General features: G+C 51.1%; 2 protein-coding genes. Both read left to right on the top strand.

All coding sequences use genetic code 11. The annotated features are described in order from the left end of the window. Positions 1-141 (top strand): FtsW/RodA/SpoVE family cell cycle protein (locus ACTHUR_RS13845; RefSeq protein ID WP_440399116.1); only part of this gene is annotated, 141 nt, incomplete at its 5' end. Between the two features lie 4 nt (positions 142-145). Beyond that, a partial coding sequence (locus ACTHUR_RS13840) for a UDP-N-acetylglucosamine--N-acetylmuramyl-(pentapeptide) pyrophosphoryl-undecaprenol N-acetylglucosamine transferase (RefSeq protein ID WP_440399114.1) occupies positions 146-736 on the top strand: 591 nt, incomplete at its 3' end.

Here is a 736-nt window from a genome sequence, read left to right as displayed (position 1 = left end):
ATCCTGCCTACTAAAGGCCTGACTTTGCCGTTTATGTCTTACGGTGGTTCGGCTGTCTTTATCATGCTGGTGTGCATTACTTTGTTATTGCGCATTGATTATGAAAACCGCCAAAAAATGCGCGGTTATTCGGTGGAGTAAAACCATGAGCGGTAAAACTTTTATGCTGATGGCCGGCGGTACGGGCGGTCATATTTTCCCTGCATTGGCGGTTGCCGAGTCGCTGCAAAAGCGCGGCCATCATGTGATTTGGCTGGGCAGTCAGGATTCGATGGAAGAGCGTATCGTGCCGCAATACGGCATACGCTTGGAAACGCTGGCCATTAAAGGAATCCGTGGCAACGGCATCAAGCGCAAGCTGATGTTGCCGTTTACGCTGTATAAAACTGTCCGTGCGGCGCAGCAGATTATTAAGAAACACCGTGTCGAGTGTGTGATCGGTTTTGGTGGTTTTGTTACTTTCCCCGGTGGCTTGGCGGCAAAAATTTCCGGTGTGCCGATTGTGATTCATGAGCAAAACGCCGTAGCCGGTTTGTCCAACCGCCAACTGTCGTGTTGGGCAAAACGTGTTCTGTATGCTTTCCCGAAAGCCTTTCAACATGAAGGCGGATTGGTGGGTAACCCTGTCCGTGCCGATATTGCGGCATTGCCTGTTCCTGAAGAACGCTTTGCAAACCGCCAGGGCCGTCTGAAAGTTTTGGTGGTGGGTGGCAGTTTAGGGGCAGATGTGTTGAAC

The organism is Neisseria sp. P0021.S007 (assembly GCF_051956855.1).
Note: the sequence above shows the minus strand (reverse complement) of the source record. Positions and strands in the feature narration are given on the sequence as shown.